At 62.8% G+C, this 25,500-nt stretch carries 23 protein-coding genes; 13 read left to right on the top strand and 10 right to left on the bottom strand.

Going from position 1 to position 25,500, the window contains the following annotated elements; all coding sequences use genetic code 11:
• Positions 1-81: 81 nt before the first annotated feature.
• The 4 genes from AC57B6_RS34890 to AC57B6_RS34875 all read right to left on the bottom strand — a co-directional run bounded on the left by AC57B6_RS34890 (position 82) and on the right by AC57B6_RS34875 (position 4,128).
• On the bottom strand, positions 82-1,560 hold the full coding sequence (locus AC57B6_RS34890; RefSeq protein ID WP_496423037.1) for an aldehyde dehydrogenase: 1,479 nt from the start codon (positions 1,558-1,560) through the stop codon (positions 82-84).
• Positions 1,561-1,600: 40 nt separating this feature from the next.
• The gene (locus tag AC57B6_RS34885; RefSeq protein ID WP_178369871.1) at positions 1,601-2,374 is read right to left on the bottom strand and encodes a fumarylacetoacetate hydrolase family protein; all 774 of its coding nucleotides are present in this window, start codon (positions 2,372-2,374) and stop codon (positions 1,601-1,603) included.
• A gap of 19 nt (positions 2,375-2,393) precedes the next feature.
• Positions 2,394-3,044: an RraA family protein gene (locus AC57B6_RS34880; RefSeq protein WP_030102777.1), complete on the bottom strand. Its 651-nt coding sequence runs from the start codon at positions 3,042-3,044 to the stop codon at positions 2,394-2,396.
• A 136-nt stretch (positions 3,045-3,180) separates the two neighbouring features.
• Positions 3,181-4,128, bottom strand: a complete 948-nt coding sequence (locus AC57B6_RS34875; RefSeq protein WP_030102778.1) for a LysR family transcriptional regulator — start codon at positions 4,126-4,128, stop codon at positions 3,181-3,183.
• Between the two features lie 188 nt (positions 4,129-4,316).
• On the opposite strand from AC57B6_RS34875, the gene AC57B6_RS34870 reads away from it, so the two are divergent.
• The 4 genes from AC57B6_RS34870 to AC57B6_RS34855 all read left to right on the top strand — a co-directional run bounded on the left by AC57B6_RS34870 (position 4,317) and on the right by AC57B6_RS34855 (position 8,886).
• A complete protein-coding gene (locus tag AC57B6_RS34870; RefSeq protein WP_030102779.1) occupies positions 4,317-5,747 on the top strand; it encodes an aldehyde dehydrogenase family protein in 1,431 nt (476 codons plus the stop codon).
• 48 nt (positions 5,748-5,795) lie between these two features.
• Positions 5,796-6,710 (top strand): NAD(P)-dependent oxidoreductase, encoded by a 915-nt coding sequence (locus AC57B6_RS34865; RefSeq protein ID WP_051743540.1) that lies wholly within the window; start codon positions 5,796-5,798, stop codon positions 6,708-6,710.
• A gap of 177 nt (positions 6,711-6,887) precedes the next feature.
• Positions 6,888-8,279: an aromatic ring-hydroxylating dioxygenase subunit alpha gene (locus tag AC57B6_RS34860; protein WP_028198098.1), complete on the top strand. Its 1,392-nt coding sequence runs from the start codon at positions 6,888-6,890 to the stop codon at positions 8,277-8,279.
• Positions 8,280-8,319: 40 nt separating this feature from the next.
• Entirely contained in the window at positions 8,320-8,886 is a 567-nt protein-coding gene (locus tag AC57B6_RS34855) for a 3-phenylpropionate/cinnamic acid dioxygenase subunit beta (RefSeq protein ID WP_106355048.1), read from the top strand.
• Between the two features lie 95 nt (positions 8,887-8,981).
• On the opposite strand, the gene AC57B6_RS34850 is transcribed toward AC57B6_RS34855, so the two are convergent.
• Entirely contained in the window at positions 8,982-9,698 is a 717-nt protein-coding gene (locus tag AC57B6_RS34850) for a DUF2889 domain-containing protein (protein ID WP_496423036.1), read from the bottom strand.
• Positions 9,699-9,843: 145 nt separating this feature from the next.
• Between AC57B6_RS34850 and AC57B6_RS34845 the strand changes: the two genes are divergently transcribed.
• Positions 9,844-10,644, top strand: a complete 801-nt coding sequence (locus AC57B6_RS34845; RefSeq protein ID WP_030102783.1) for an SDR family NAD(P)-dependent oxidoreductase — start codon at positions 9,844-9,846, stop codon at positions 10,642-10,644.
• Between the two features lie 73 nt (positions 10,645-10,717).
• On the opposite strand, the gene AC57B6_RS34840 is transcribed toward AC57B6_RS34845, so the two are convergent.
• Positions 10,718-12,358 carry an ATP-dependent acyl-CoA ligase gene (locus AC57B6_RS34840; RefSeq protein WP_496423035.1) on the bottom strand — a complete coding sequence of 547 codons (1,641 nt, stop codon included), beginning with the start codon at positions 12,356-12,358 and terminating at the stop codon, positions 10,718-10,720.
• A gap of 149 nt (positions 12,359-12,507) precedes the next feature.
• On the opposite strand from AC57B6_RS34840, the gene AC57B6_RS34835 reads away from it, so the two are divergent.
• From AC57B6_RS34835 to AC57B6_RS34815, 5 genes are all read left to right on the top strand, one after another.
• Positions 12,508-13,314 carry a TetR/AcrR family transcriptional regulator gene (locus tag AC57B6_RS34835; protein ID WP_028198103.1) on the top strand — a complete coding sequence of 269 codons (807 nt, stop codon included), beginning with the start codon at positions 12,508-12,510 and terminating at the stop codon, positions 13,312-13,314.
• Positions 13,315-13,626: 312 nt separating this feature from the next.
• A complete protein-coding gene (locus AC57B6_RS34830) occupies positions 13,627-14,709 on the top strand; it encodes an amidohydrolase family protein (RefSeq protein WP_028198104.1) in 1,083 nt (360 codons plus the stop codon).
• Complete coding sequence (locus AC57B6_RS34825; protein WP_028198105.1) at positions 14,706-15,563, top strand: fumarylacetoacetate hydrolase family protein; 858 nt, start codon at positions 14,706-14,708, stop codon at positions 15,561-15,563. The genes AC57B6_RS34830 and AC57B6_RS34825 overlap by 4 nt, the downstream gene beginning before the upstream one ends.
• 14 nt (positions 15,564-15,577) lie before the next feature.
• Complete coding sequence (locus AC57B6_RS34820) at positions 15,578-16,480, top strand: 3-hydroxyacyl-CoA dehydrogenase (protein ID WP_028198106.1); 903 nt, start codon at positions 15,578-15,580, stop codon at positions 16,478-16,480.
• Positions 16,477-17,652 (top strand): thiolase family protein, encoded by a 1,176-nt coding sequence (locus tag AC57B6_RS34815; RefSeq protein WP_028198107.1) that lies wholly within the window; start codon positions 16,477-16,479, stop codon positions 17,650-17,652. The genes AC57B6_RS34820 and AC57B6_RS34815 overlap by 4 nt, the downstream gene beginning before the upstream one ends.
• A gap of 110 nt (positions 17,653-17,762) precedes the next feature.
• On the opposite strand, the gene AC57B6_RS34810 is transcribed toward AC57B6_RS34815, so the two are convergent.
• From AC57B6_RS34810 to AC57B6_RS34795, 4 genes are all read right to left on the bottom strand, one after another.
• Positions 17,763-18,308, bottom strand: a complete 546-nt coding sequence (locus tag AC57B6_RS34810; protein WP_183797793.1) for a glutathione peroxidase — start codon at positions 18,306-18,308, stop codon at positions 17,763-17,765.
• A 117-nt stretch (positions 18,309-18,425) separates the two neighbouring features.
• Positions 18,426-18,782, bottom strand: a complete 357-nt coding sequence (locus AC57B6_RS34805; protein ID WP_183797790.1) for a nuclear transport factor 2 family protein — start codon at positions 18,780-18,782, stop codon at positions 18,426-18,428.
• Between the two features lie 59 nt (positions 18,783-18,841).
• The gene (locus AC57B6_RS34800) at positions 18,842-19,873 is read right to left on the bottom strand and encodes a hypothetical protein (RefSeq protein ID WP_496423034.1); all 1,032 of its coding nucleotides are present in this window, start codon (positions 19,871-19,873) and stop codon (positions 18,842-18,844) included.
• 92 nt (positions 19,874-19,965) lie between these two features.
• On the bottom strand, positions 19,966-21,252 hold the full coding sequence (locus AC57B6_RS34795; RefSeq protein ID WP_106355042.1) for a cytochrome P450: 1,287 nt from the start codon (positions 21,250-21,252) through the stop codon (positions 19,966-19,968).
• Between the two features lie 230 nt (positions 21,253-21,482).
• Between AC57B6_RS34795 and AC57B6_RS34790 the strand changes: the two genes are divergently transcribed.
• From AC57B6_RS34790 to AC57B6_RS34780, 3 genes are all read left to right on the top strand, one after another.
• The gene (locus tag AC57B6_RS34790) at positions 21,483-22,493 is read left to right on the top strand and encodes a helix-turn-helix transcriptional regulator (RefSeq protein WP_496423033.1); all 1,011 of its coding nucleotides are present in this window, start codon (positions 21,483-21,485) and stop codon (positions 22,491-22,493) included.
• A 123-nt stretch (positions 22,494-22,616) separates the two neighbouring features.
• Entirely contained in the window at positions 22,617-24,035 is a 1,419-nt protein-coding gene (locus AC57B6_RS34785; RefSeq protein ID WP_144195604.1) for a long-chain-fatty-acid--protein ligase, read from the top strand.
• Between the two features lie 7 nt (positions 24,036-24,042).
• Positions 24,043-25,497, top strand: coding sequence for an acyl-CoA reductase (locus AC57B6_RS34780; protein WP_178369861.1), 1,455 nt, complete (start codon positions 24,043-24,045; stop codon positions 25,495-25,497).
• Positions 25,498-25,500 lie beyond the last annotated feature (3 nt).

Below are 25,500 nucleotides of genomic sequence, written 5' to 3'. Positions count from 1 at the left end.
CGAGAGGCGGGTGCCACGCCAATAACAAAGGTTGCTGGTGATATCAGCTTTTGGCATGGACGGGCACAAGGCCTCGCGCCTTCAGCGCATCACGAACGGATTGGCGCTGCCCGCACCGGTGTTGATCCACACGCTCTTGGTTTGCAGGTACTCGTGGATCGCCTGGGCGCCGTTTTCACGCCCCAGTCCCGAGTCTTTGTAGCCGCCGAAGGGCGACATGAAACTGACCGCACGATAGGCATTGACCCAGACCGTGCCGGCTTGCAACCGCTCCGACACGCGAAACGCGCGGCCGATGTCCGAGGTCCAGACTCCCGAGCCGAGTCCGAAGCGCACGTCGTTGGCAATGCGCAGCGCGTCGTCTTCGTCGCGGAAGCAAATGATCGACAGCACCGGACCGAACACCTCTTCCTGGGCGATGCGCATGCTGTTATCGACGTCGCCAAAGATAGTCGGTTCGACGAACCAGCCGCGTCCGCATTCGGGCCGCGTGCCGGCCGTGCCGCCGAGCAGGAGCGTTGCGCCCTCGCTCTGCGCAGTGTCGATGTAACGCAACACCTTGTCGTATTGCGGGCGCGTGGTGATCGGGCCGACCTGCGTATCCATCGACATCGGATCGCCCATGCGCGCCGTGCGGGCGAGATTCAATAGTCGTTCGACGAAGGTGTCGTAGATCGTGTCCTGCAGCAGCAGCCGTGACCCGGCGATGCAGGTTTGCCCGGTCGCGGCGAAGATGCCGGCGACGGCGCCGTTGACCGCGTCGTCGAGATTCGCATCGGCGAACACGATGTTCGGCGACTTGCCGCCCAGCTCCAGACTCACGTGCTTGAAGTGGCGCGCGGCGGTTTCATTGATCGCGCGGCCGGTGCTGTCCGCGCCGGTGAAGGTGATTTTGCGCACCAGCGGATGTTCGACGAGCGCCGCCCCCACGTCGCGTCCGAAACCGGTCACGACATTGACGACGCCGGGCGGAAAGCCGGCCTCGGCGAACAGTCTGACAAACTCCAGCGTGGACGCCGAGGTGAATTCCGACGGTTTGATCACGACCGTGCAGCCGGCTGCGAGCGCCGGCGCGATCTTCCATGCCGTGAGCAATAACGGCGAGTTCCACGGCGTAATCGCTGCGACCACGCCGAGCGGTTCATGGCGCGTGAAGTTGAAGAAGCCCTTTTTATCGAGCGGAATCACGCTGCCTTCGATCTTGTCCGCAAGACCGCCGAAGTAGTAGAACCACTGCGGGATGTAGTTCAGTTGCCCGGCCATTTCGGCGAGCAGCTTGCCGTTGTCGCGCACTTCGGTGGCGGCAAGCTTTTGCGCGTCGCGCGCGATCAGGTCGCCCAACCGGCGCAACAGCGCGCCGCGCTGCGTCGCCGTCAATTGCGGCCATGCGCCGCTCGTGAAGGCGCGGTGCGCGGCCTGCACGGCAAGGTCGGCGTCGGCGGCGGAACCTTCGGCGATTTCCGCCCATGCGTCGCCGGTGTAGGGGTTGTGCGATTCGAACCAGCGTTGGTTTTGCGGCGGTGTATCACGGCCGTCGATGTAATGCACGTAGCGTTGCATGTCGATTCCTGTTTCGAAAGAGGGCGCGCGGTGAACCTGCTCAGGCGGCTTCGTCGACGACCGGATTGCTCAGCGTGCCGATGCCTTCGATGACGATCTCGCAGACGTCGCCGCCATTGAGCGGGCCGACGCCGGAGGGCGTGCCCGTGAGAATCACGTCGCCGGGCAGCAGGGTGACCGCCTGACTCAGATAGGACACGATGAAGGGCACGGAGAAGAGCAGGTCCGAAGTGTTGCCGTCCTGCCGCTTCTTGCCGTTGACGCTCGACTGCACGCGCAGATTGCCGGCGTCGAGTCCCGTGGCGATGACGGGTCCAAGTGGGCAAAAGGTATCGAATGCCTTGCCGACCAGCAAACAGCCGTAGCCCATTTCGCGGTTCTGGATCACGCGCTCGCTGACGTCGTTCGCGCAGGTGTAGCCGAACACGTAGTCGAGCGCATGGGCGATATCGATGCGCCGGCCCTTCTTGCCGATTACGATGGCGAGCTCAGCCTCGTGATGAACCACTTGCGCCTCGCGTGGCCGCACGATTGTTTCATTCGGCCCGATCGCAGCCGTGCTCGGCATCATGAAGAACTGCGGAATCTCGGGCGTCTTTGCACCGGCCTCGGCGATGTGGCCGACGTAGTTCATGCCTACCGCGAACAATCGCGGGGCGGGCAGAGGGCACAGGAGCATCGCATCGGCGAGCGCATCAATCTGGCCGGCCGGCGCGATGCCGTCGAAGGGCGAACCGCTCAGGCGCTCCAGATGCTCGCCTTCCAGCACACCATAGTGAACGGCATCATGCAATTGATAGCGGGCGATTTTCATGAGGTGTCCTGGGGGTGCTCTACAGCTTGCCGAACTCGAGGAAGGCGTCATACGGATCGCGGCCGCCGCGGATGGCCGTACGCATGCGTGAATCCGTGCTCATCGTCTTGACCGTTTCGGTAATGACGAACTCCGCGTGTTCGCGCTCGATTAGCAGCGTGCCGTCGCGATCGCCGAGGAGGTAATCGCCCGGCGACACCGTGACGCCGCCGATGACTACCGGCACGTCGGTGGCTTCCAGACGCCAACTGCCGACGATGTCGATCGGGCTGGTGTAGCGGGCGAAAACCGGAAAGCCGATGGCTTCGATTTCGTCCGCGTCTCGCGAACCGCCGTCGATGTAATAGCCGCGGATGCCGCGCTGCTTGAGCGCCTCGGCGGCGAGATCGCCCATCGCCGAGCGCGCATGGTCATGCGGCTGGCACACCACCACGTGGTCGCGCGGCGCACCCGACAGCACCCTGGAAATGAAGAGTTCGAGCGATTCGCTGACCGCGATGGTCGGGTCGGAGCGGCCGGTAACGGTAAATACGGGGCCGGCAAGCTTCATCCCGGGTGCAAGACCTTTGATGTCGCGTGGCAATTCGTGGACGGGCAGGCCGTGGATGCGCAGGACATCGAAAAGACCAGGAGTGTTGCAGGTGGCCAGTTGATCGGCGAGTGAGGTCATTGGAGTTCTCTTTGCCAAAGGGCGGATAACGCGGATGCGCGCGTACGGTGTCGTGTCTCCTCGCGGCGCATCCGCGGCTAAGGGATTCTAGGAGCCGCGTCGGCGGCATGTCGAATCACAAAAGTTGATGCTTCGATCAGTCCCGGGTATGGCAGGGCCCGATCCAATGCGCGCCCTGCCACTCGCCGCTACAAGCAATCTCTCTCACGCAGTTCTGTAGTACGGTGGTGGCGCATCTAACCGCTGTGGAGGATCGTCTCGTCGTCGGAATGGCCAGATAAATCCGCCTTAAAAAGGCTTCCGCGTCGATCCGCGCGGCGCTGAACACCCCACGCTCGATCTCCTGCTGAACCGCTACACGAGGCATCACCGTCGCGCCGTATCCCTGCGCAACGAGCGCTTTCTGCACACTCAAAGCATTGGTCCCGGCCGCAAAGGTAATCCCGACTCCGGCTGCCGCGCAGGCGTGTTCGACCAGACTCCGCAACCGATGCGGCGCACTCGGCAGAACCAGCGGCGCTTCTCCGAGTGCAGCTACGGTAACCGGATAGTCGTCGCTCAGGCCAATCGACGCCAACCCGACAAGGCTCAGCGATTCTTCGACCAGTGGCTTGACATCCAGCGCCGGCGAAGCTGCCGGGTCGTACAGCAGCGCCGCATCGATTTCGCCACTTTCGAGCCAGCCCAGCAAATGATCGGTATAGCCCACGGAAAGCGACACCCGTATCTGCGGAAACGCCCGCTGCAAGGCGCCCACTAACGGGCCGGTCAGCAACTCGCAGCTACTGGGCAGCAGACCTAAACTTACGGTGCCGGACACGAGTCCAGGTGTCGGCCGGATCTCCTGCTGCGCCGATTCCAATTCGCGCAAGGCTCGCCGCGCGCGATCGAGAAGGATCTGACCGGCCTCGGTCAGTTGCATGCCGCGGCGATCCCGCTCGAATAGCGGCGCACCCACGTCGTCCTCGAGCAACTTCAATTGCCGCGACACCGCGGGTTGCACGATATGCAGCAATTCAGCGGCGCGTGTCGCACTGCCTGTGTCGGCGATCGCAAGGAAAGTGCGGATCTGGCGGATATCCATGACAAGTCCGGTAGTTCAAACACATGCTGCCTGCAATCGACCAACACGCATGTCAGTGCGTAATACGGCGATCAGTTTTTGTCATTCGACAACGAATTGCACGCAATTCTAAGATGACTCCCTGCCAAAACACCATCGCGTTCAGCCGAGCGTTTACGCGAACGCTGCGCATATCGGAGACAAGCCACATGACAGTGAAGCCTAACCTCATCGGCGGACAATGGCGCGAAGGATCGAGTTCGATCGAGAGCATCAATCCGTCGGATACGCGTGAAAGCATCGGGCATTACGCACTCGCGGATGCGGCGCAAATGCGCGAGGCGGTCAGCGCGGCACGCGCGGCGCAACCTGCGTGGAGCGCCACGACGACTCAGGTGCGCAGCGATCTTTTGCTGAAGACCTCGATCGAACTCGCTGCCCGCAAGGAGGAAATCGGTGAGCTGGTCTCGCGCGAAGCAGGCAAGACGCGCGCGGAAGGCGTCGGCGAGGTATTGCGCGCCAGTCAGATCTTTCAGTTCTTTGCCGGCGAAGCGGTGCGTTATGGCGGCGAGAACCTGCCGTCGGTGCGTCCCAACATCAACGTGCAGATCAGTCGCGATCCGGTCGGTGTGGTGGCGCTGATTACGCCGTGGAATTTCCCGATCGCGATTGCGGCGTGGAAACTCGCGCCGGCGCTCGCATTCGGCAACACCGCTGTGCTCAAGCCTTCGGAAGAAACGCCAGGGGTCGCGTGGGAGCTGTTTCGCGTGCTGGAGCGCAATGGTCTGCCGGCCGGCGTCGCAAACCTGATCAACGGACGTGGCGCGGATGCCGGCGAGGCGCTGGTCGAAGGCGTCGACGCCCTGAGTTTCACGGGCAGCGTGCGCACCGGCCGGCGGCTCGCGCAGAGCGCGATCGCCAACATGGTGCGCGTTCAGCTGGAAATGGGCGGCAAGAATCCCCTCGTCGTTCTGGACGATGCGGACCTGGGCGTTGCGGTGGAATGCGCGCTCAACGGTTCGTTCTTTTCGGCGGGACAGCGTTGCACCGCATCGAGCCGCCTGATCGTGACCGAGGCGATCCACGACCGTTTCGTCGATGCGCTGCGCAAACGCATGCGTTCGCTGAAAATCGGCCACGCATTGGCGGCCGGCACGGACATCGGCCCGCTCATCAACCAGCGTCAACTGGACATGGTGCAAGGCTATATCCAGACCGGACGCGACGAAGGCGCGGAACTGGTCGAAGGCGGCCAGGCGTTTCAGTCCGGCACACCCGGCTTCTTCATGCAGCCCGCGCTGATGACCGCCACGTCCAACGGCATGCGCATCAATCGCGAGGAAGTCTTTGGCCCGTTCGCGACGGTCATCCGCGCGGCCGATTACGACGAAGCGCTGGCGCTCGCCAACGACACCGAGTACGGCCTCTCGGCGGGCATCTGCACGAGCTCGCACAAGTATGCGAATCACTTCCGCCAGCACGTCAAAAGTGGACTCGCGATGATCAACCTGCCGACTGCGGGCCTCGACTATCACGTGCCGTTTGGAGGCACCAGGGCATCGAGCTACGGCCAGCGTGAGCAGGGCACCTACGCGGTGGACTTCTACACGAACAGCAAAACGGCCTACGTCGGCTACTGAACCGGCCGGCCCTCCTTGATAACGATGGACGACAACAGGACCTGAGTGATGGAAAAGATCGGATTTATCGGCCTCGGCCGTATGGGCAAGCCGATGGCGGCCAATCTGCGCAAGCGAGGTTTCGAATTGGTCGTGATGGATTTGAACCGCGCGGCCGTGGCGGAACTGGTGGAACTGGGTGCGCGCGCCGGCGAAAGCGTCGCACAGATCGCGCGCGATTGCCCGATCGTCGTGACGATGCTGCCGAGTTCGGTGGAAGTGGAGCAGGTTGCACTGGGCGAAGACGGCATCTTCGCCAACGCCGCGCGCGGCAGCGTGCTGCTCGATATGAGCACGATCGATCCGCTTGCCACTGACCGGCTCGAAGCGCGCGCGCGCGAGCACGGTCTCTCGGTGGTGGACGCACCGGTTGGCCGTCTCGCCGAGCATGCGGACCGCGGGGAATCGCTCTTCATGGTCGGGGCGAGCGACGCGGATTTCGCCCGCGTCAAACCGCTCCTCGATGCGATGGGCACCACGGTCTATCACTGCGGCGCCGTCGGCACGGGTGGGCGTACCAAACTGGTCAACAACTACGTCGCCGTCACGCTGTGTCAGGTGAATGCGGAGGCGCTTGCGCTGTCGCAGCGCTTCGGCCTCGACATCACCAGGACGCTGCAGGTGCTCTACGGCACCTCGGCGAGCAATGGCCAGCTGCGGATGAACTTCCCGAACAAGGTACTCGCGGGCGACACCACGCCGGGCTTCACGATCGATCTCGCGCACAAGGACATGGCGCTGGTGCTTGGCGCCGCGCACGCAGCGAAGGTGCCGATGCCAGTGGCGGCGGCCGTGTTCGAGTCGTTCAGCCTCGCGCGTGCCAGCGAGTACGGCCGCATCGATTTTTCGGGCATTGCCGACGCGATCTGCGATCTGGCAAAGATCGACAGGGCGCGTGTGCCGAAGGGCTGGACCGCTTCCTGAACCTGAAGACATGGTTGGCAGACTCGTAACGAGGACCCGGGGCGCGGGCAGACATGAACATGCCCGCTTCGCACCCCTAGGGGATTATCCGGATCAAAACTCAAAATATGTACACAGATGATAAAAGTGTTTATATTAACAATTCAACCCCACGAAGGGTAAGTCAAGGAGACAAGCATGTTGACGCAGACCAGTCCCACACTGGCGGACGGCACCAAGGTCGCTGATCTGGTGAACGTCGAAACGCGGGAAGTGCAGATGCGCACCCTCTCGGACCCCGAACTGTATGAACTCGAGATGGAGCGGATTTTCGGCAAGACATGGCTGCTGCTCGGCCATGAAAGCGAAATTCCGAATTCCGGCGACTTCATGGTTCGCGACATGGGGTCGGACTCGGTGCTGGTCACGCGCGACAAGACTGGCGAGATTCACGTCATGCTGAACGTGTGTTCGCATCGCGGCATGCGTGTCTCCACGCTGGACGCCGGCAACACGCAAATCCACACCTGCATTTACCACGGCTGGGCGTTTCGTCCGAACGGCCAGTTCCTCGGCGCGCCGGTCGAGAAAGAATGCATGCACGGCAAGATTCGCAGCAAAGACGAGCTATCGCTGAAAAAGGCGCGCATGACGCTGTACGGCGGCCTGATCTTCGCGACCTGGAATCTGAACGGCCCGTCGTTCGAGGAATTCCTTGGCGATGCGAAGTGGTATTACGACATGCTGTTCAAGCGCAGCGACAAGGGCATCGAAGTGCTCGGGCCGCCCCAGCGCTTCATCGTGCGCGCCAACTGGAAGGCGGCGGGCGAACAGTCGTCTGGCGACGGTTATCACACGTTGACCTTGCACCGCTGGCTCGGCGAAGTGGGCGCATATTCGAAGAAAGATGAAAAGGGCGGTGATCTGAGCCCGGAAATGTATGGCGTTGAAATCAGTTCGCCGCATGGCCACGCGCTGCGCTGCATCGACCTCGGCCGCAAAATTCGCCGTCTCACCGGGCTGGACCCGGATCAGTTGACGGTCGAGCAGAAGCTCGACGTCCTGCCGCCCGCGGGAATGACGAAGGAAATGGTCAGCCAGCTCAAGCGCAATCTGAACGAAGGCCAATTGCAGGTGCAGACCTCGATGCCGCCTCAAGTGGGCGGCATGTTCCCGAACGTGCTGTTCGGTTTCCTCTATATTCCGCAGGCCGACGGCTCGGTGATCGGCTCGATCACGCTGCATGCCTACATTCCGCGCGGACCGGACAAGCTCGAGTTCGTCAACTGGATCTTCGCGGAGAAGGACTGCCCGCCCGAGGTGCGCGAGCAGATGCTCAAGCAGACCATCCAGCTGTTCGGCACGTCCGGCATGGTCGAGCAGGACGACTCCGATACATGGCCGCATATGACGCTCGCCGCCAAGGGCGCGCAGGGCAAGAAGCAGACGCTCAAGTACCAGGCGATCTACGAAACCGGCGCGCCGGCGGGCTGGCCGGGTCCGGGCATCGTCAACGAAGGCTTCACGAAGGACGATACGCAATGGCATTGGTGGCTGCACTGGCGCGAACTGATGACCGCGGAAAGCTGAGCGCCGCGTGCCAATCAACGCCATTCAAGGAGACAGTGTGATGAGCGAAGTAAAAGAAGCCGTAGACCGTAGCGCAGTGCCGCAGCGCGCCCGCGTGCCGGTCGGTTCGGCCGTATATAACGCAGTGGTCGAGTTCCTGTACGACGAGGCGGTGCTGCTCGACGAGATTCGTCTGGAAGAATGGGGCGCGACGCTCGCCACGGATCTCGTCTACGCGGCGCCGCTGCGGCAGACACGGCCGTACGCGCAGCACGAGTCGTCGGTCATTCGTACAATGCAGCACTTTCACGACAACTATCGCTCGATCATGGGCCGCATCATGCGTCTCACGGGCACCAAGAGCGCGTGGGCTGAAGACCCGCCGTCGCGCACGCGGCGGCTCGTGACCAACGTGCTGGTGTATGAGGGCGATGCGGCCGGCGAATATGTGGTGTGCAGCAATCTGCTGGTGACGCGCAGCCGTTTTAACTTCGATGATCTGGATCTGATCAGCGGCGAGCGCCACGATGTGCTGCGCCGCAGCGGCGAAACGTTCAAGCTGGCGCGCCGCGAGATCATTCTCGATCAGGCCGTGCTGGGTACACCGAATCTGGCGATCTTTCTATAGCCGCTGCGGCTGTTTATGGTTTCTGGTGGCTTCGCGAGCCAAGGAAGTTGCCCCCGATTTCCGGGGGCTTTTTTATGCCCGCGTTTCCCTGTGGCTCATTCGTCGAAGGCTAGCCACGCCTCGTCGTCCGCGCACAGGTCGGTGGGGCGCGTGGCGAAGTCCAGAGTCGAGCCGACGATGCGAATCGCCTGTTCGGCTCGTACGGGTTGCTGGGCAAAGCAGTTACCGTTGGGACGCGCATGCACCTGAGCGTCGAGATTCATGCCGCGCCCTTTGGCGATGCCCGTCGCACGTCTGAGCACCAGCGCAGCTTCGGCCTCTTCGCCCGATAGCGTCGTCAGCGCCCAGCGCGCCATGCCGTGATACAGATCGATGCCCGCATACGGCGGCGGGCCCTGAATCACCGTACCCAGCACATGCCATTCGAGTAACGGGACACCGTCACGCGCGAGCGTCGAATGAGTGCGATCGTTTAGCCGCATCGGCACCTCGATGTCGTATTGACGTCGCAGCGTGCCGCGCGCCGCCGCGGCGATCGCCAGCCCGGAGAGTTCGAACAGATGGGTGCATTGCTCGCTGGCGTCCGTTACGCGCGTGACTTCGTGGGCGGTTCGCGTGAGCGCCATGCCGACCAGCGCCTGCAATTGCCCGGCGGCTTGCGCGCATAACGTATAGGGGCGGCGCGGCGCGGCGGCCTCGACGGAGATCACCTGTGCGTGCGTGCTGGCGACTTCGACGCGGAAGTGATGAAAGTCGTCTTCGAGCGCCGCGCGCGTCACGCGCTGTGACGTCCCGATGCGACTGCGGATCACGATGCGGCGCCTGAACATGAAGAAACCCTCGAAACAGCGTAAAAAAACAGCAATGACGGACGATTACGGCCTGCAAAATACTGACACTCTTATTCTTAAAGTGTACGATATCGCAAATTGTGTTCAATAAACAAGAGGCGTCGGCATGGCATTGCTTAAGGAGAAAGTGGGGCTCGTCACGGGCGCCGGCGGTGGCATCGGCCGCGGCGTCGCGCGGGCATTCGCACGGGAAGGCGCGGCCGTGGTGATTGCCGAGATCGACGAGAAAACAGGTTCGCAGGTCGAGCGCGAAATCACGGCGATGGGCGCCCGTGCACTGTTCGTGAAGACCGACGTGACGAGCAAAGCCTCGATCGAAGCAGCCGTGCAGCGCACGGTCGCGCACTTCGGCAGCATCGACATTCTGGTCAACAACGCCTTTATTCCCACGCCCAACGTGCTGTTCGAAGACAAGACCGACGAGATGTTGCAGCAAACCCTGACCTCGTCACTGTGGGCCACCTGGTGGGCGATGCGCGCGGTGATGCCGCATATGCGCGAGCGCCGTTGGGGCCGCATCGTCAATTTCTATTCGATCGACACCGAGACCGGCGCGTGGCTGCATGCCGATTACAATACCGCCAAGTCGGGCATCGTCGGTTTGACGCGCAGTGCGGCTTCAGAGTGGGGGCGCTTCAATATCACCGTGAACGCGATCGCGCCGACCGCGATGGGCGCGACTTTCTTCAAGCTGGCCGAAGAGAATCCGGGTTTTGCCGAACGTTCGGCCGCGGCGCGTCCGCTTGGCCGTTGCGGCGATCCGGAAGAAGATATCGGGCCGGCAGCGGTGTTTCTCTCGTCGGAGATGTCGCGCTTCATCACCGGCGAGACGCTGCATGTGGATGGTGGTCTGCATTTACCGGGCTACAACTCGCGGCCGGCCAACGTGCCTGTGCGGGAGTACTGAGGGAAACGCGGATAAACAGAAGGGGCCCGGCGGGCCCCCCTTTACTGCGCATCATTGACGAAATTGAATACAGTCAGCGTTTTGCCACCTTGATGTCGGTCGCCTCGATATCCCAGGTGGCGGCCGTCTTGCCCTCATCGCGCAGCTGATACTTCAGAATGCGGCCTTGCGGGTTTTTCGGCAGCGTCTCGCGAAACTCGATGTAGCGCGGCAGGGCGTAATATGGAACGGCGTCGGTAGCCCAGTGGAACAGGGCTTCGGCAGTGAGGGCCGAACCCGGATTCAGAATGGCGGTGACTTTGACGTCGTCCTCGCCTTTGTCCGATGGTACGGCGTGGACCGCGACCTCGGCGATGTCGGGGTGGCGTGCAAAGGCCGATTCCATCTCGAAGCTGGAAATATTTTCGCCGCGGCGGCGCAAATAGTCTTTTTTGCGGTCTACGAAATAGAAGAATCCATCGTCGTCGAACTTGCCTATATCTCCGGTATGGAACCACATGTTGCGCATCAGCTTCAGCGTCTCCTCGGGACGGCGCCAGTAGCCCATGAACATGATGTCCGGTCGCAGCGGACGGCAGACGATTTCGCCCGGCGTATTGGCTGGCAGCTCGCGGTCGAGATCGTCCACGATGCGTACGTCGAAGTCGGCGATACGCTTGCCGGACGACCCGGGCGCCGCGTATTCGCCAGCCGGCAGCGAGGTGATCACGCATGCTTCCGTGAGGCCGTAGCCGTTGCCACCCACCTGTCTCGCGCCGAAGCGTTCGCGCCAGACCTTCTTGTTCTCTTCCGTGAACGGATTGCCGCGCACTGTATGAATCTGGCCGAAACAGCGCTTTGCCGCTTCGTGATCCGGCGCATTGGCGAGCAGGCCGCCCATGCCGCCCAGAATCGACGCAATGGTCGCGCCGCTGCGTTCGACTTCGGGCCAGAAATTGGACACCGAGAAACGCGGAATGATCGCCACGCGCGCGCCGACCAGGATATTCGACAGGATGCCCACCGCCAGCGCGTTCATGTGAAACAGCGGCAGCGGCGTGATCGTCACGTCGTCGGCGCTCGCGGGGCCGGCGCGCAATTGCAGGCGCGCCAGATTACACATGAAGTTGTAGCTGATCATGCAGCCCTTGGACGGGCCGGTGGTGCCGGATGTATAGATCAGGCTGGCGAGGTCCCACGGGTTCGGCTTGCGCTCGAAGGGCGTGTCGTCCTGACCGCGGTGGGCGTCGAGCGGCGCAAGCGGCAAGGGGCCGCAAGTGGCAGCCGTGACGGCCGCCGCGCTCGCGCCGGCGCTGCGATACAGCACCTGCTTCACGTCGGACAGTTGTGCCGCCACGGCGGCGATTCGGTCGAGATAGTCGGCTTCGCAGATCACGAGCGGCGCGCCGGCGTCGGCGATCTGATGGCGCAGGAATTCGCCGCGCAACGCCGTGTTGATCGGTACGCTGACGGCGCAAAGTTTGTTGACCGCAAGCCACGAGATCACGGCGTCGACGTTGTTGTCGAGCATCGTGACGACGGTTTGCCCGGCCTGAACCCCGAGCGATGCCAGCGAGTGGGCGAGGCGTGTGGAAAGACGGTCGACGTCCGCGTAGGTGTACAGCGCCCCCGAAAAGTCGAGCAGAACCCGGTCCGGATGCGCCGCAACGGCGCGCTCGAGTGCGGCGATAACGGTGTCCTGTTCGCCGGGCGACCACGTCTCTGCTCTTCCCATACCAGCCATATCAACCTCTCAGAAAATGAACTGGGTGTGAACCGGGCGATCTGCCCAGAAATTCTAACCCGAGAATTGAATTCTAGTGTTTGTATTCCGATCCTGATCTGCGGGGAAACCCGCACACTTTTATAAAAACTGATCAACTTATGGCTAAACAGACCACCTCATCGAAAACAGGCACGTCGAAGATCGCCGCCGGACAACCGGCGAAGAAACGCGCCGTCGCGGAGAAGAGCAGCAAGAGCGCGGCGCAGTCGGTGGCGCCCGCGCCAAAGGCACGCAAGAGCCGCGCGCCTGCCGTGCAAGCCGCGCCGGCTGCGTCTCCAGCGCCTGCCGGCGCACCCGCCGCGGCCCCGCGCCGCCGGCGCAGCAATCGCCGCTCCGAACAGACCATCGACAACATCTTTGCGGCGACGGAAAAGGTCGTGCTGGAGTCGGGGGCGGACCGCATTTCCATTCTTGAAGTGTGCGAAACGGCGGGCGTCTCGCGGGGCACGTTTTACCGTTATTTCGCGTCACAGGACGAACTGCTCGAAGCGTTTTCGCGCCACAAAAGGGAGAACTTCCACAAGTCGCTGGCCGAACTGCTGGTGCGCTATCAGGATCCGGACGAGCGCTTCGACGTCGTCATCAACTATCTGCAGGACTACCTCGACGCGGGCAATTCCCGGCGCATGCTGCTGGTTGCACCGGAGTTCGCGCTGCGGTTCTTCAAACGCATTTTTCATGACGCCGTGGTGCGCTTTCAGGACTTGCTGTCGCCGGTGTTCGACGCATGGGACGAGCGTCTGGGCGTCAAACTCGATCGCGAACTGATCTGCGACCTGCTGATCCGTTTCGTCATGAGTGAACACCTTGTGTCGAACGAGTCGGAACGGGGCGCGATGCAACGCCGTATCGGCCGCCTCATCGATTCAATCCGCTTCGGCGGCGTGACGCGGGCACGCCGCTGAGCGTATGACGTTCACGCGCGCCACGGCTTCCAGCGAGCGTCCTGACGCCGGCTTTCTGGCCGGGGCGGACGCGTCGCCATGCAGCAATGCCAGTGGCAGCAGAAGGGGACAGCCAGCCGGAGGCAGGCATCGAGGAATTCGCGAGGAGCCCACGTAAACGTTAATTTGAACACATTTGCATTAAGTGGCTAACATTGGCATGATGTCGAACAGTCTGATCTGCTTCGCGCATCTGGCTTTCGTGCGCCCGGGTGTCGGTGAACCGCAGACAGGTCTATCCCACATCTGCGCCGTCGAGCGCCAGGAGACATCATGCTCATCGACCTTCATGCCCACGCTCCGCATCCGGGCTACTACAACCAACACCCCCACTGGGGTCCGTTCTTCGAACAGCACGAGGACGGCGACGTCAAGCTGCGGGTGGGCGACTGGATCCTGACGCTGGGTTCCCCGGAGCGCAAGGCAGCCGTACGCTCCGGCAAAGGACTGAAGCTCGACGAGTACTTCGCGCGCTGGGCCAATCCGAACGTACGTCTGGCCGGTATGGATGCCGCGGGCCAGAATGCCCAGGTGGTGTCGGTGCCGTCGCATTGCTACATGTACTGGGCGGAAGCGGACTTTTCGGTGCGCTATGCGAAGAAGGTCAACGACACGCTCGCTGAATACTGTTCCGCCGCACCCGATCGTCTGATGTTCTGGGCGCACGCGCCGCTGAACGTGCCGGAAGAAGCTGCGAAGGAAATTCGCCGTGCGTGCGGTGAACTCGGTGCAAAAGGACTCGTGGCGGGCGGCGCCAATTTCGGCGGCCTCGAATTCGATTCGCCGGAACTCGACCCGGTCTGGCAGGCGCTGTGCGATCTCGACTTGCCGATGTTCATTCACGGCTACAACCAGTCGGTGACGTGGGGTAAGAAAGCCAACGAGGACCGCTACGAGACCACGGCGATTGTCGGCATGCAGTACGACGAAACGCGCTGCTTCTGGAACCTGATTTGCGGCGGCGTGTTCGACCGCTTCCCGGATCTCAAGGTGTACATCACCCACGGTGGCGGCTACGTGCCTTACCAGCTTGGCCGTCTCGCGCAGTGCAATACCAATCTCGACTTCGCGCACAACAAGAAGCCGGTGCTGGACTATCTGAAGAACTTCTATTTCGACGTCGAGCTGCACGAGGTGCCGATGCGCCAGGCGCTGATCGACATCATCGGCGCGGACCGGATTCTGTACGGCAGCAACTTCGGCGGCAGCGACGCGGTGCGTCACGATCTCACCGACGGTTTGCGTTTGTCGGAAGAAGACCTGCAAAAGATCCGCTGGCAGAACGCCTGCAAGCTGCTGCATCTCGACCCCGCGAAAATCGGTGCACCGGCGCCTAAGCAGGCGGTGAGCGTATGAAGCTCGCGCGCTGCACGGACGGCGGCGCGCCGTTCTGGGCCGTCGTGGATACGGAGCGAGGCGAAGCGACCCCGATCAGCGGCTCGTTCGCCGAATGGGCGCCGGCACTCACAGCAAGACCGGAGGACGGCGCCGCCGCACTCAAACTCGCAGGTGCGCCGCGCAAGCTGGGTGAGTTGCGCCTGCTACCGCCGGTCGAGCGGAGCAACCGCGTGGTCGTCGCCGGCGCTAACTATGCGAAGCACCTGAATGCCGACTTCGGTATGAAGAGCCATAGTCAGCCGGTAGCATTCCTGAAGGCCTATGGCGCGCTGATCGGCGCGCGCGATCCGATTCGCTATCCGCCGCTGACCAAAGAACTCGACCACGAAGTCGAACTGGTTGCCGTGATCGGCGCGCGGCAGGTGAACCGTGCCGATCCGCTCGGCAGTGTGCTGGGCTACACGGTGGGCAACGACGTCAGCGCGCGCGATCTGCAACGCAGCGGGCCGCCGGGCGTCGGCATGGATCTGTTCGCCGCGAAGAGCCAGGATCGCTCGACGGGTCTCGGCCCCTGGATCGTCACGCGCGACGAATTCGCGCCCGGCAGTCCGGCCTTGCGCATGACCCTGAAAGTGAACGGCGAGACGCGCCAGGACGCATCGTCGGGAGAGATGACGTGGGACGTGGCGGCGCTGGTGCGTTTCGTTGACGAGCGCTCGCGCTTCGAGGCGGGGGATGTGCTGTTCACCGGCTCGCCGGAGGGCACGGGCCAGGGGACAGGCCGCTTCCTGAATCCAGGCGACGTGGTGGAAGCCTCGATCGAGGGCATCGGCACATTGCGCAACGTCGTATCGGCAAACGAATCAGCATGAAGGGAGACAGCGGTATGACTTTGAAAAACAACAAGGTGGTCGTGGTCGGCGCGGGTCTGATGGGCACCGGCATCGCGCATGCATTCGCGAGTTCGGGGTTCAGCACGGCACTCGTCGACTCGGACGAAAACGCGCTGGAACGCGCGCACAAAGGCATCGGCAAGATTCTCGACGACGGCGTGCGGCTCGGTAAATTTCAGGTCACCGCGGCCGATGCCGCGAAGGCACGGCTCACTATCAAGACCGATCTCGCTGCCGCCGCGAACGGTGCGCATCTGCTGATCGAAACCGTCTCGGAGAAACTCGCGGTCAAGCAGGCGGTGGTCGCGCATGCAGCCGACGTGATGGCCGACGGCGCGCTATACGCGACCAACACCTCGGCGCTCAGCGTGACCGAAATCGCCACGGCGGTAGCGCATCCGGAACGCGTGATCGGCATGCATTTCTTCAACCCCGTGCATAAGATGAAGCTGGTCGAACTGGTGCGCGGCCTTGCCACCAGCGACGAGACCGTGGCGCTGACGCGCGAGTATTCGGATGCGATCGGCAAGACGTCGATCATCGTCAACGAATCGCCCGGTTTGACGACGAGCCGCATGTCGGCTCTCGCCGGCAACGAAGCGATGTGGATGCTGCAGGAGGGCGCGGCCAGCGCGGAGGATATCGACACCGCGCTGCGTCTCGGCTTCAATCATCCGATGGGGCCGCTCGAGCTTGGCGATCTCACGGGCTGGGACACGCGCCTGTCGGTGCTGAGGTATCTCCATCAGACACTCGGCGACAAGTTTCGCCCGTGTCCCTTGATCATCAAGATGGTGGCCGCGGGACGCCTTGGCCGCAAGACCGGCCATGGCGTGTATCGCTACGAAGACGGTCAGCGGGTGCCCGGCTCGGGTCTGAAGGGGAGTGCGCTATGAGCCGGGATGTCGTGATCGTGGGTGCGGCGCGCACGCCGATCGGCAAGTTTCGCGGCGCGCTCGCGGGCGTGCGTGCCGATCATCTGGGTGCGCATGTGATCGATGAACTGGTCAAACGTGTGGGGCTCGCGCCGGAAGTCGTCAACGACGTAATCTTCGGCTGCGTCACGCAGATTGGCGAGCAGTCGGCCAATATCGCGCGCACGTCGTTGCTCGGCGCGGGTTGGCCGGACCGCATCCCGGGCCTCACGATCGACCGCAAATGCGGCTCCGGCGAGGAAGCGGTGCACGTCGCCGCGGGTCTGATTGCATTCGGTGCGGCCGAGGTGGTGGTGGCCGGCGGCGCGGAAAACATGAGCCGCGTCCCGATGGGCAGCAATCGCGATCTGCATGGTGAGGCGTTCGGCTGGATGGCGAGCGAGCGGTACGAGCTGACGAGCCAGGGTGAAGCAGCCGAGCGTCTGTGCGACAAGTGGGAACTCGGGCGCGAACAGCTCGATGCGTTCGCGGTGGAGAGCCATCGGCGTGCGGCGGCCGCGGCAGCGGAAGGCTGGTTTGCGCGCGAGATCGTCCCCGTGCCGGTGCAGCGTCTGCGCGAGAAGTCGCAGGAAGGCGAGGCGCCGCTTTTCTCCGCGGATGAAACAATCCGTCCCGGCACGCATGCCGAGAAGCTCGCCACGCTGAAGACGAGTTTTCGCAGCCAGGGGCGCCTGACGGCCGGCAATTCGTCACAGATATCGGACGGCGCGGCGGCCCTGCTGCTGATGTCCGCCGGCCAGGCGAAGGCGCTCGGCGTGAAGGCGCGCGCACGGGTGCGGGCGGTCGCCACCGTCGGCGCCGATCCGACCTTGATGCTCACCGGTCCCATTGCGGCGACGCGTGAGGTGCTGGCGAAGGCTGGGCTTGGCATCGACGATATCGATCTGTTCGAGGTCAACGAGGCCTTTGCGTCCGTGCCGCTCGTGTGGATGAAAGAACTCGGCGTGCCGCATTCGAAGCTGAACGTGAACGGCGGGGCGATCGCGCTGGGCCATCCGCTGGGCGCGAGCGGGGCACGCATCATGACCTCGATGCTGCATGAGCTGGAACGGCGTGGCGCGCGCTATGGCTTGCAGGCGATCTGCTGCGCGGGCGGCCTCGGCACGGCGACGATTATCGAGCGGCTGGACTGAAGCGTGCGCCGGTATATCGAGGAAAGTTCTGGAAAGCATACGGCGCGCTAAAACAGCGCGCCGTTTTTCGTGCGACTGAAATAAGCTGCTGAAATCGGTCAGCCTCGCCGTTACTTCGCGAGTTCCGCATCGATCGCCGCCACGAGACGCGGATCGTCCGCCGCGACGTCGGGGGCAAAGCGCGCGACCACGTCACCCTTGCGGTTCAGCAGAAACTTTTCGAAATTCCACAGCACTTCGACCGGATCGCCCGATTCGATGCCATAGCCTTTCAGCCGCTCACGAAATGGACCGTCGCCGATCGCCGACGGTTGCGCGCCTGTCAGTGCCGCATACAACGGATGCTTGTCTTCACCCGTCACGGAAATCTTCGAGAACAGCGGGAAGTGCACGTCGTAATTCGTCGAGCAGAACGATTTGATTTCTTCGTCGGTGCCCGGCTCCTGGCCCTTGAAGTTGTTGGCAGGAAAACCCAGCACTTCAAGACCGGCTGCGCGCTTGTCCTGATAGAGGCTTTCCAGCCCCGTGTACTGCGGCGTTAGCCCGCATTTCGACGCTACATTGACGACCAGCAGCACATTGCCGCGATACTGCGCGAGGTTGCCGGGTGCGCCGTCGATAGTGGTAACGGGAATGTCGTAAATCGATGTGCTCATTGCGAGTCCTCTGGTTGCAGACAGATGAAAAGTGCTGATCTGCACTGTACGTGATTCTGTGCGATCGCGTGCGGCGTGCGGCGTGCGGCGTGCGCCTGGCCGGGCACGAGCGCCGAACTACTGCTTGACGAAGTAGCGCACGAATACATGGCCGGCCGCGAAGCGAAACAGCTCGACCGTTTCGATCACGCGCTCGGTGCCGACCACCACGTTACGCACGTAGCAGGCAGCTTCGTTGCCATTGATGATCTTCGCGACCGGTTCGGCCCGGATGTTCGCCCGCTGGTTCTCCCACATGTACTCGAGCACAGGCCAACCGTCCTGCGGCGGCCGGCCGATGTATTCGATCGTGAGTCCGGCGGGCGCGACGCGTCGGTAAGCGGCAAAGAAGGCGGCCTTGTCGCCGGTATTCCAGTGTTCGGTCTGGTCGCGCAGGAAGGCTGCGATTGTTTCGGCGGTTTCGGTAGTGGACATGATCGTTTCGCTTGAAAGGAACGCACCTTCGTGCTTCGAAGACGCTTCGTGGGAACACGTCAAAGATCCGCGCCACGCACATTGCGCGCCGTGCCGTTGCGCCGATCGGACTCACCCCAGCCGAGCCAGCGATCCGGCTCGCGGCTATCGCCGACGCGGCGCCAGCGGCCTTCCTGCTGTGCCGTAATCGGAAAGCCACCGACAAAGTCGATCATCTCGCCTTTCGGGCAGGGCAGATATTCCCACTCCTCATGCCCGTCTAGCACGATACGCGCACTTTCGACGAAGTAACTACCGTCCTTATGCGTGACGTTGCCTTCGATATCGGTGGTCGTGCGGATTTCGCCTTTGTGGTTCTGGAAGATCGCATAGCCGAGATTGTCGTGGCCGACCATGAAGGAGCCCGCGTCCCATGTGCCGTCCTTGTAGACGGTCGCGAACGACCACCAGATCACATGCATCTTGTTGTTGACGACCAGGTCCTTCCTGAAGTGGATCGCGCCGCCTTCGGCCATATACGCCTGGTCGAAACACATCAAGCCTTTGACCTTGCGACCGTCGCAGGTGCCGGCGATATCGTAGATCTGCGAGACATAGAACGTGCCCCATTCCGAGCCTGGCAGATACCACTGCATGCCTTGCCCGAGCAGTGGGCCGCTCAGATCGAACAAGCCGTCCTCCTGCCAGCTCAGGCGTTCGCCGGAAGCCGTCAGCCGCCAGGCTGCACCGGGTTCGCCTTCGAGGCTCGACCAGCAGGCCGTATCGCCTTCGAGCCAGCGTTGCGGGAATAGCGTCATCGCGCGCGGCTCGATGCGCGACTTATCGATGCGCAGATGCTGGCCATCCACCCGTGTCGACTGGTAGACGAATCTGGTCGGATTCGGCGTGCTGCCGGGTTCGTTGACGGCGCGCACGAAGGCATAGATTTCGCCGTCTTCGTCGCGCACGCAACCGAACGGCATGCCCTTGGTCAGTTGCAGCCCGTAAAAGCCGCGCAAATCATGCATGGCGCGGCCGCTTACTTTCTGCGGCGCGACCAGCGTCTGGAAAGTGAAATTGCCGCGTTCGGGAATAGTGTCGAAGTGCTTCATGGGTTTTTCGAAAGAATTCGTGCTGTGAGGATGCGCAGAATGCTGGCGCGCCGCTGGAAAACGCGGGGGCAGTCCCGGAGTCAGTCCCGTCGTCAGTCCCAGACGACCGGCACGGACTTCGCGCCCCGCAACTGGGCGCCGGCAATTTTCGGCGCCGGCTTGCCGGGATCCAGCCGCACGTTCGGAAACAGATCGAGGATCGCATTCACCGCGCACTGCAATTCCACCTTGGCAACGAACTGTCCGATGCACATATGCGTGCCGAAACCGAAGCCGAAGGAGGGCTTGGGTTTGCGGTCGATGTCGAAGGTATCTGGGTTATCGAACGCATCTTCGTCGCGGTTCGCGGAGATCACCATGCACTGCACCAAGCCGCCTTTGGGCACCTTCACGCCGCCGATCTCGACGTCGCGCGCCGCTTGCCGCACCTTGAAGGTGGCGACCGGTTCGAAACGCACAGCTTCGTCGATCAGACGCGGGACCAGCGTGCGGTCGTTGCGCACGCGCTCGACCAGTTCCGGACGCTCGAGCAGCAGCGCCATGACCGAACTGAAGGTGCGCGTGGTGGTTTCACCCGCCGCGGGCAGCAGCGAGCGCACGAAGGTGGTCACTTCATGGTCGTCGAGCATGTGGCCTTCGTACTCCGCACGCATGAGGCGGCTGATCAGATCGTCGCCGTGGGCGCCCTCGGCGCGGCGCTGCACCACGACTTCTTTCACCGCGTCGTAGAGATGTTTGACGGCCGCTGCGGCGAGCGGGCCGTAAATCCTGATTTTGTCCGGGTCGATCTGGTTGCCGGCCACCATCGAAAGCGCCCACGTTGCGTACTGATTGAAACGCGCGGTGTCGTCCGTCGGGAAGCCCATCAGCGCGTACATCTCGCGAATCGGGAAGTACAGGCCGAAGTCCATCAGTTCGGCCTGCTTGTTCGGCACGAGCGGCTCGAGAAAATCCTGACGGATCACACGGTCGAGTTCGGGCCGCCAGCGGTTCACCGTCTCCGGCATGAAGACAGGCTGAAGCAGGCCACGCGCGCGGCGATGAGCGTCGCCGTCCATCGCAAGCACGATCAGGCCGTCGAAAAACGCGCCGAGACCTTCGGCGATGAAGCCGCTGGTGAAGGTCGTGGCATCCCGCATCACAGCCATCACGTCCTGATACTTGAAGAGCGTCACCGCGCATTGCGCCGCTTTGGCGCCCGCATTGGTCGGGACGCCGAGCCTCGTGGCGACGAAATCGCCCTGCATCACAGGTTGCGTATGGCGCATTTCGCGGCACAACGCCTGCAAATCGAGGTCGGGGCCTCGAAAGGTATCGGAGACGGCGTGGTAGGCCGCCTCCAGATCAAGCGTGAGGCCTTCCTGCGTGGGTGCGTTCATGTGTGTCCTCATGGGTCTTCTTGCGGCCCGGATGCTTCGTGTGGCGATGCGGCAAAGGGGCTCGTGATGTGAGCGTAGGGGGTGTCTGTCCTGCTGTGCAGCTTAGCGAGCCATGGCCGCGCTGTCCGCCAGGTTCGTTTGACGCGCCGTCAAACTTGCCGTGAGACGAGTAATGCGGCGATACGGGTTCATCGCTATAGGCGCAGCCCGCCCGAATCGCTTATATAGACATGTCGAGTAAAAGTGTTCATTTTCAGATCGCGATGTCGTACGCCCAAGCGTTGGACCCGAACGTCTCAGATCTCTACACCGTGGCTCACGGCGGCGAGCTGGTGCGTCGCGAGCGCATGGCGCCGCCGCATCTGTCGGTGGACGCGCATCTGACTACGCCATCGATCGAGGTCAATGTGCGCACGTTCACGCTCGACGGCCCGCTCGATGCGGTATTCCGTCCGTCGATGGGCTATCTGGATCTGTCACTCGATTCGCGCGAACGCGGCGCGTGCGGCGCATTCCGCGGCGGCGCGGGGGAAACAGCATTTGGCCGGCTGGGCGAGACTGTGCTGGTGCCACCCGGGCAGACTTTCCATGTGCGTTGTGCTTCGATGCAACGGCGCGTGGTCTGCTGCATGTTCGAACCCGCGCGCTTCGACCAGTTGCGCGACTGGCAATGGGACGCAGCCCGGCTGGAACTGTGCCGCGATTTGCGGGTGGCGCAGGTACGCGACGCGATGTTGCAGCTGGCCGGTGAAGCACTCAGTCCTGGTTTTGCCAGCGCGGTGCTCGCCGAAAATCTGTTGATGTCGATGCTCGTGCATATCGCGCGGCACGTTCGCGGCGCCGCGCCGCGTGCGAACCAGGGCGAGGGCAGCAAGCTCGCGCCGTGGCAGTTGCGCCTGATCCGTGAGCGTGTCGAGGGCGCGTACGGACCGTCGCCCGGTGTGATCGAACTGGCGCAGGCATGCCGGATCAGCGCCCGGCACCTGTCGCGCACTTTCAGGAACAGCACCGGCGTAACCTTGAGCGCGTTTATCGCCGACGCACGCATCCGCCAGGCCAAAGGACGGCTGGCCGATGCCGAGGTGCTGATCAAAACGGTTGCATACGAATGCGGCTTCACCAGTTCCGCCGCGTTCGGCGCGGCGTTTCGCAAGGTCACCGGCCGTACGCCGCGCGCTTACCGGCTCGATCTGTTGGGCTTGCGAACGGCGCCTGGGCACGACATGTCCGTTGGACGATAGTTTGACCGCCCAGCGCGACAACTAGAGATTCTGTTCGGCGGCTCGTTTTCATAGCATTCGGACACGCAGCGCAAATCATTGCGCGCGCGGTCCGAATAGTCCAGACAGCCGAACGGAGACACCATGTCCACGCTGTATAGCCAGCTCCTTGCCGATCCCGCCGCACTCGTCAGCGCCTGCTATGACGACGCCTTCCGATTCACCCCGCAGCAGATTCACGACATACAACTGAGCGGCGCACGCCGGCGCTTCGCCGAAATGCGCACAAAAATTCCGGTGCTCGAGCGTCTCGCCGCTGAACAGGGCATCGATGCGATCGACAGCATCGACGACGTCGCTCCTTTGCTGTTCGCGCATACGGTGTACAAGTCGTATCCGCTGTCGTATCTCGAACGCGGCCAGTTCGACAAACTCACGCGCTGGCTCAACGGTTTGACCACGGAAGACCTGAGCCACGTCGACGCGTCGGGCATCAAGCTGATCGACGACTGGATCGATCTGCTCGACGCCCAAACGAATCTGCGCGTGTTCCATACGTCAGGCACCACAGGCAAGCTGTCTTTTCTACCGCGCACCGATCACGAGTGGCGCCAGAACATCACGCTATCGGCGAGCCGTATTCGTGACTGGCGCGCTCCGGGTAGTGGTCCCGATCTGATCGCGAACCCGCGTCCCTTGATCGCGCCGACCTATCGCAAGGGCGCGAGCGCCGCTGCGCGCGGCAGCGGTTATCAGGTCGAGATGTACGCGGGCGGTGAGCACAACGCATTGTTCATGTATCCCGACGCGCGTTTTTCCGCGGACGTCGCCTCGCTATCGGGCCGTCTCGCCGCCGCCGAGGCGCAGGGTGAACTCGGTTCATTGCATATCTCAGACGCCTTGCTGGCGAAGCGCGAGGAACTCGTGCGAGTGGAGCGCGAACGCCCCGAGCAACTGCGCAAGTTCTTCGCCGAAGCGATCGACCGCTTCGCCGGCCGCGACGTCTACATGGGTGCGGTCTGGACGATCCTGTACGAGACCGCCGCCGAAGGTCTTGCGCGAGGCGCCCGCCAGGTATTCGGCAACGGCAGTGTGTTGCACACGGGCGGCGGCAAGAAAGGTAAGAACATGCCCGACAACTGGCGCGAGCAACTTGTCGAGTTCCTTGGCTTCGACAACTTCTATGAGTTCTACGGCTGCAGTGAACAGATGGGTTTCTGTATGCGCTGCGACGAAGGCCACTATCACGTGCCGCCTACCACCATCGCGTTCCTGCTCGATCCGGCGACCGGCAAACCGCTGCCACGCAAAGACGGTTTGACGGGCCGCTTTGCTTCACTCGATCTGTTGCCGGGCACCTACTGGGCGGGCCTCGTCACAGGCGACGAAATCACGCTGCACGGGCACGAGAAACCCTGCAAATGCGGGCGCAGCGGTCCCTATTTGCTGGCTGCGATCCGCCGCTACAGCGAGAAGGAAGGCGGCGACGACAAAGTGATTTGCGCGGGCGCGCCGGCGGCGCACGACGAAGCGCTTAACTTCCTGACCGAACTTTCCGAGTAAGCCGATCATGACCCCTTCTTACAACGTACCGCTGATCATTCGCGGCAAGCTCATCGAAGGCGACGCGCTGACATTCGGCGGCCGCCGCGGCGGCGTGTCCTTCACGGCGCCAGACGTGAGCCGCCATGTCGACGAACTGACGCTGCGCGCGCCGTCGCAGATGGCCGACCTGTACACGCTGAGTCTCGCGCAGATCGTCGACTATCTGGTCGAACTTGGCCAGCACCTCAATTTTGCCGACAACCGTCATTTGCAACAGGCCTTCGAGCTGTCTTGCGCCACATCCGGGCTGTCGGAAAGCATTCTGCGTTTTCACTACACACGCACGCCGCGCCTCTTTCAACGTGACGAGCTGTACAACATCGTCGCGCGTTCGGTCGGCGCCGAGTATCTGGAGGGCTGGGTCGAGCAACCGGGCAGTCTGCCGGGCGTCACGGCGCGCACCCGTGCATTCGGCGCGCGCTGCGTCCACGTGATTGCGGGTAATGCGCCGGTGGTCGCGGTACTGACGCTGATTCGCAACGCACTTACACGCTCCGACGCCATTATCAAGGCGCCATCGAACGATCCGCTGACGTCCATGGCGCTGGCCCGCACGATGATCGACATGGCGCCGGATCATCCGTTGACGAAACATTTGAGCGTCGCTTACTGGAAGGGCGGCGACGAAGCGGTGGAGCGGCATATCTACGATCCGCGCAAGGTCGAGAAGCTGATTGCATGGGGCGGTTTCGATTCGGTCAAGCACATTACGCGCTATCTGCAACCTGGCCTCGATCTGATCACGCTCGATCCGAAACTGAGCGGCACGATCATCGGCCGTGAAGCCTTCGCCGATGAGGCGACGCTGGCCAGCGTGGCGAGGCGCCTCGCGCTCGATGTCGGTGCGCAGAACCAGGAAGCCTGTGTGAGCGCGCGCGTGATCTACGTGCAGTCGGGCACCGACGAAGCCGGTCTCGCGCGCTGCGCGAAGCTTGCTGAACTCACGTTTGCGGCACTGCAGAGCTTGCCCGAGAACCTTTCCACTCCCCACAAGGCTTTCGATCCGCAGCTGAAAGAAGAGCTCGACGGCATTCGCATGATCGGGGACGACTACACGGTCTTCGGCGGCAGAAGCAATGAGGGCGCGTTGATCGTCTCGCGCGACGGCGCGCCGGTCAGCTTTTCACGCATCCTCGGTTGCCGTGTGGGCAATCTGGTGCCGATCGACGAGATCGACACCGCCGTGCGTTCCGTCAACGCTTATACGCAGACCATCGGCATTTTTCCGGAGGCACTCAAACACACGTTGCGCGACCGCCTCGCCTATCAGGGGGCGCAACGGCTGGTGTCGCTCGGCGCGGCCGCTACCTTGCAGCATAACCTCGACCGCCAGGATGCCATCGAACCGATTCGCCGCACTGTGAAATGGGTCACGGAAGAAACGGCCGATCCAGTGCTGGTCGAATCGCTGGCGGGCTAAGCG

Source organism: Paraburkholderia sp. BGA-UO-ETr-F12 (assembly GCF_059567945.1).
Note: the sequence above shows the minus strand (reverse complement) of the source record. Positions and strands in the feature narration are given on the sequence as shown.